At 32.7% G+C, this 5,413-nt stretch carries 5 protein-coding genes and 1 pseudogene; 3 read left to right on the top strand and 3 right to left on the bottom strand.

Features of this window, described 5'->3' with window-relative positions:
* Positions 1-580 precede the first annotated feature (580 nt).
* Entirely contained in the window at positions 581-1,156 is a 576-nt protein-coding gene (locus ACP6PK_RS11060; protein WP_426559648.1) for a Uma2 family endonuclease, read from the bottom strand.
* A 434-nt stretch (positions 1,157-1,590) separates the two neighbouring features.
* Entirely contained in the window at positions 1,591-2,361 is a 771-nt protein-coding gene (locus ACP6PK_RS11055) for a class I SAM-dependent methyltransferase (RefSeq protein ID WP_426559647.1), read from the bottom strand.
* A 774-nt stretch (positions 2,362-3,135) separates the two neighbouring features.
* Between ACP6PK_RS11055 and mtnB the strand changes: the two genes are divergently transcribed.
* The 3 genes from mtnB (at position 3,136) to ACP6PK_RS11040 (ending at position 5,214) form a co-directional block, all read left to right on the top strand.
* Positions 3,136-3,753 carry a methylthioribulose 1-phosphate dehydratase gene (mtnB, locus tag ACP6PK_RS11050; protein WP_094672249.1) on the top strand — a complete coding sequence of 206 codons (618 nt, stop codon included), beginning with the start codon at positions 3,136-3,138 and terminating at the stop codon, positions 3,751-3,753.
* A 690-nt stretch (positions 3,754-4,443) separates the two neighbouring features.
* Positions 4,444-4,602: a hypothetical protein gene (locus ACP6PK_RS11045; RefSeq protein ID WP_426559646.1), complete on the top strand. Its 159-nt coding sequence runs from the start codon at positions 4,444-4,446 to the stop codon at positions 4,600-4,602.
* Positions 4,603-4,725: 123 nt separating this feature from the next.
* Positions 4,726-5,214 (top strand): hypothetical protein, encoded by a 489-nt coding sequence (locus ACP6PK_RS11040; protein WP_426559645.1) that lies wholly within the window; start codon positions 4,726-4,728, stop codon positions 5,212-5,214.
* 3 nt (positions 5,215-5,217) lie between these two features.
* Here the strand turns inward: ACP6PK_RS11040 and ACP6PK_RS11035 are convergent.
* Positions 5,218-5,413, bottom strand: a pseudogene (locus ACP6PK_RS11035) (hypothetical protein); the annotation flags it as partial.

Genomic DNA, 5,413 nt, shown 5'->3' with positions numbered 1-5,413 from the left:
TCCGGTTGAATAGTTATAAATAAAAAGGGAGGAGTCAGGAGTCGTAGGGGCGTTTGCGGAGCATTCCGGAACGGAAATGGCCATGTGCTAACGCAAAGCTCCGCTTTATATGTCGCGCAGCGTTTTTCATGTCGGCTCTTAGCCGTTAGCGGAGCTTTGCGCTAGCAAAACGGAGTTGTGCGATAGCAAAACGCCCGTACAGGAGTCAGGAGGGAAGAGGGGAGAAAGAAAGTATATGCATGAGAAAGTTTTTTTATCACGCTCTTATCCGGACATGATATTATCAGTATCTCTGGCTAAATCTAGAGGGGGTATGATAAAATATTTTATCCTAATCAAAACAAAGGTTTTCTCTTACTATAAAAAAATCAATTTTGTAACTCCATTGATATCTACTATATTTTTAATGCTTATACCTAATACTACTTTGATAAATGTTTATATCATGTCGGGTTGAATAGTTATAATGAAAGTTTGTAGTAAGACTTGAGCAATATCTATAGCAATATCTATCTTTTTGCTCAATCCCTACTACAAACAAAAACTTTTTATCACTATTCTTTCTTTTGCCATATCTTTCTCAATCTTGATTGTTAAAATCTACTCTTTCGTAAAGATCCCTAAAAGTTATTTGAAAATCTAGAGAAGTTAACTTTAATATTGACTCTTCGGATTCATAATATGTGACTTCCCATTTTTCCTCAGAAGTTTTAACATACTTTTCAATATTAAACTGATCAATATTAAACTGATATTGGTCAATCAAAATATATTCTTTAAAATCAGGAATTGAGCGATAAAATTTCAACTTTTCACTTCGGTCATAATTTGCTGTTGATTTTGATAATACTTCAACAATTATTGAGGGATTAGTAACTGTATCAGTGCGATTTGGGTAATAAGATGGTTCACCTTCAATTACCATTAAATCGGGGTAAGTATATAAATTATGAACGGGTATCCACAAACGTACATCACCGATAAATACACGATAATTTTTGCCTTTTAAAGCCAACTTTAAATAAGCACAAAAATTACCTGATATTTCGTTATGATTAGTAGTTCCACTCGTCATTGCTATAATTTTTTCATTTCTATATTCATGTTTATATTCAGCAGTTTCCTCTAATAAAAAATATTCTTCAGGAGTATATATTTTATTTTATGTTTGAATTTGCATACTTTTCTCCAAGAGTATTGTTATCTACAATAGCAATCCTAAATAGGTTTTCATTAATGGATAATGGATAATGGATAATTGCCTCAATGAAAACTGTAACGTAATTGAATATAAGGAAATTCAATAGCACTTTTTTTCTCTTGAAATAGAAGGCTTTATACCTTGATTTTTCGGTAATATTTTATTGTAGGGGTTTGGTTTCCAAACTCAAGTAAAAATAGGATGAAAAGACCAAACCCCTAAAGTTTTTTTCACAAATCATCTACGAATGTAGAGGTTTAACCTAATCCATTTTCTCCATCTCCTTTTTTAGATTTACACTAGATTCGGTGATTAATGTAAGTAGGGATGAATCTTTTTTCACTGCCCAAACTACCCAAACTCCCACTCCCTAATCCCTAAAAGGAATATTAAAATCGATTTGAAGTAATTATTACCCTCGGTTCAGCAAGATATAAATCGGTACGATAAACTAAATAAACTAAACCTTTTTTATCTACCCATCGTTCATATAATACCTTCAAATTTTTTGTAATCTCTTCTCGTTCATAACCCTTATTTGGCACTGATGAAGAACTCATAATTCGACCAATTAATCCGAGTAAATCTAACTCTTGTCTATGAGCAAATACTGAATGTCTAAAATTAACAAAATTTGGACTTTCTTCTACAGATGTAATCGAAACATGAGGCTTCTTTTTGGCTAGTGGATGAAGTTTAGATATCTGCTTCATTAAATTACTATTTTCTTTAGTAAATCCATCTTGTTTATTCCAGTTATTCCTGACAATAGCTAACCTGCCAGATGGTTTTAAAATTCTGTGAAATTCTCGTAGGGTAGGTTCTAAGTTAAACCAATGAAAAGCATGAAAACAAGTGACTAAATCTACAGATTGATCGGGTAGATTTGTCGCTTCTGCAGTTGCCTCCTGAAATTTGATTAAAGGATGAGGTGCAGCAGCATTTATCATTTCAATATTTGGCTCAATAGCAATTACATTGATTCCCTGTTCAGCTAACATTTTAGAGCCAATTCCTGTACCTGCTCCAATATCTGCTGCTACTAATTCAGAAGGATTTTCAAATCCGCTTATTATAGCAGTAATAGTTTCTTTTGGATAGTTGGGTCTATAGTTGGCATAATCTGTTGCTCGGTCAGAAAAACGATTTAGTGGGTTCATGTTATCTTAGCAGCTCTTAATTGATATTATTTTCATTCACAACTTTAACTCAATTCTTAAATCCTGGCATTCTGGAAATAGAAAGTAATTCATTAATGGATAATGGATAATGGATAATGGATAATTATGTCTGGTTAAAACCGTGAGGGAATTGAATATAAGGAAATATTATTTTCTTTTTCCCCTTGAAAGGGGAGGCTAATAAAGCTGAATTATTGAATTAATAATTATTAATTATTCGGTAAGTATTTGCTGGGTAATGCTGCACAAACAGCGGTTAACTATCAGCTATCAGTTTTAAATTGGGAAAATGTAATTGAGAGATTTACAAGAATTAGTTAAAATGTAAGTATAAGATAAGGGAATGCTTGCTTCATTTATTAAAAAGCTAAGAGATGACGGTATTTAGCTGAATGCTTAAAAAAGTTATATAGTATTTATCAAATAGATAAGGCATAAAAATTTTAGATTTTACGGAATAGAAAACAGGGACCAGGGAAAAAATAGTATATCTTATTCATGAACCGCTATCTTATAGACATCTGGTGATCATCAAAAATAAAATCAATTATCTCTCAGAAATCATCAATTATTTCCCCCTAATTCCTACTCCATACTCCCTATTCCATCTTTTCCCGATAGATATAATTAACAGATATTAAGAAAATATTTAATATTTAAAATTTAGTCTAGATTTTGATACCTTAAAGAGATTAATATTATTTACTAAACTAATAGTAAAAAGCTATAGATACTTGTAAGTATTACTTAAAAATGAACATTGACCCTCGTGAATCTTTAATCTATGCAGCGACAAATTTTTATCAAAAAGGTTGGATGGTAGGTACTGCTGGAAATCTTTCTGCTCGTCTACCTGATAATAGTTTTTGGATTACTGCTAGTGGCCGCCCAAAAGGAGAATTAAGTCAACAAGATTTTGTGCGAGTAGATATAAATGGTCAAGTATTAGAAAAGCTAAATCCTCATTTTCGCCCTTCGGCTGAAACAAGTATTCATCAAGTTATTTATCAATGTTTTCCAGAAGCTAAAGCTTGTTATCATGTACATTCTATAGAGGCAAATTTAGTCTCTAATTTTACTGAGGGAAATGGTTTGCTTTTACCATCACTAGAAATGTTGAAAGGTTTGGGAATTTGGGAAGAAAATCCTTGGGTAGAAATGCCTTTATTTGGGAATCATTTAGAAGTTAAAAAAATTGCTGATGAAATAAGCGATCGCTTCGGAGATTCTCCACCAAAAATTCCTGCTTTATTAATTCGTAATCATGGTGTAACTGTTTGGGCAAATTCTACTGAATCTGCTTATCATTATATTGAGTTAGTAGAATATATTTTTCGTTATATGATGGCTGCTAGACAAGTTAGTTTTTAAGTCATAAAAATATGATATAGCAATCCTCTAATCGGTGTTCAATAATGGATAATTGATAATTGATAATTGATAATTGATAATTACCTCTGGTTAAAAGGAAGAGGATTGAATAAAAGGAAATTTTTTTTTGTTTCTCCACGGTGAGTGAGAGGCTTTATACCTTTATTATTCGGTAATATTTTAGTAGCAGTCAGGAGTCAGGAGTAAAAAATTTAAAGGTTTTTAACTCAAATTAATTATTATAAAAACTGTCACGACCAATATAGGATTCCTATCTTGAAGAATAATTTATCCTAAATTATTCAGAATTGAAAATGGTTTGGGAAAAATTTACTTGCTGTTGCTATAGCAATCCTAAATGATTTGTGAGAGAAAGCTGTAGGGGTTTGGTCTCCAAACACAGTTACCATAATGTAAATTAGTAAATAGTCAAATTAGTACAACTATGAAAAAATAACTTTTCACTCTATCAAAAAAATTAATCATTCTAATATTAGGAATTATCCTGATTTTTGGTTTACCAATGCAAAAATTATGAGCTGTAGGGGTTGGGGTGCCAAACACAGTTACCAAGGGATTTGGAGACCAAACCCCTACGATAAAATTTTATAACCTCTAAACAGGATTGCTATATTTTTCTTACCTATAACTAAGTATTGTAAATTAGTAAATAGTTAAATCAGTAAAACTATGAAAAAACAACTTTTCACTCTATCAAAAAAATTAATCACCCTAATATTAGGAATTATCCTGATTTTCGGTTTACCAATGCAAAAATCATTAGCAGCATGCCCAGAAAATTTACAGGAATTACAAGAATTATTTGATATTCAACTACAACGATCTTAGACACGGGGAGTTATAGATGCTGCTCATGCTAGAGAAGATGAAATAGATAATACTCTATGGTCAATTACTTCAGATAATCCTGATTTAATATGGCGAGAAGTAGATGGAAAACCCCAGGTATTGATGGTAACTTGGACTGCCTGGAATGGTTATAATGACAAGGTAGGTGAAAAAATGCAGTTAAGTCGAGAAGTCTGGACTACTCCTGTTCCCCAGTTACAAACTTTTGGGTCTGAACTTAACCTGAATGAGGATAATTTAACTCTCAGACTGGAACAATATTTAGGTTTACCTCCTCGCAATGGAAAAACTAAATTTGTACAGATGTGGGTTGAACCTAAAGATTTATTCCGTCCTTGCCCAGATCCAGAAATTAACGATACTAGCTGCGACTTGGAATTTCCTGATAATGTTGAACCTCTACATAAGGAATGGGTAAATGACAAGATACTTACTTCTTATGGTGAAAATGGTTATCCTTGGACGAGGTTAGGCTATACTTATGATTGGGGAAGTATTGCTACAGAAATTGGCGGAAGTGAATTTGTGGTTAGCTCAGGTGCAGAGGTGGAAATTGATTCGGTTATTAATACTGTGGAATATGTTCGGTAAAATTCAGCTTTGAGCTAAATCTAAAACCTGCCCTAGTTTTGTAAAAATTCTGAATGAGCATCTTCGACTAATATCATGTCCGGATGTAATGGTATAAATAAAATATTTGGTGATCGAGAGGATATATTTTAATTTATCCCCAACTCCCCAACTCCCCAACTCCCCAACTCCCCAACTCCCCAACTCCCCAACTCCCCAA

This window comes from Dapis hubbardiae BLCC-M172, assembly GCF_050016015.1.
Classification (GTDB): Bacteria; Cyanobacteriota; Cyanobacteriia; order Cyanobacteriales; family Microcoleaceae; genus Trichodesmium.
Note: the sequence above shows the minus strand (reverse complement) of the source record. Positions and strands in the feature narration are given on the sequence as shown.

Excerpts from the sequence above, each read along its gene's own strand:
- ACP6PK_RS11055 (WP_426559647.1), bottom strand. The coding sequence starts at position 2,361 with ATGAACCCACTAAATCGTTTTTCTGACCGAGCAACAGATTATGCCAAC.
- mtnB (WP_094672249.1), top strand. The coding sequence starts at position 3,136 with ATGAACATTGACCCTCGTGAATCTTTAATCTATGCAGCGACAAATTTT.
- ACP6PK_RS11045 (WP_426559646.1), top strand. The coding sequence starts at position 4,444 with ATGAAAAAACAACTTTTCACTCTATCAAAAAAATTAATCACCCTAATA.
- ACP6PK_RS11040 (WP_426559645.1), top strand. The coding sequence starts at position 4,726 with ATGGTAACTTGGACTGCCTGGAATGGTTATAATGACAAGGTAGGTGAA.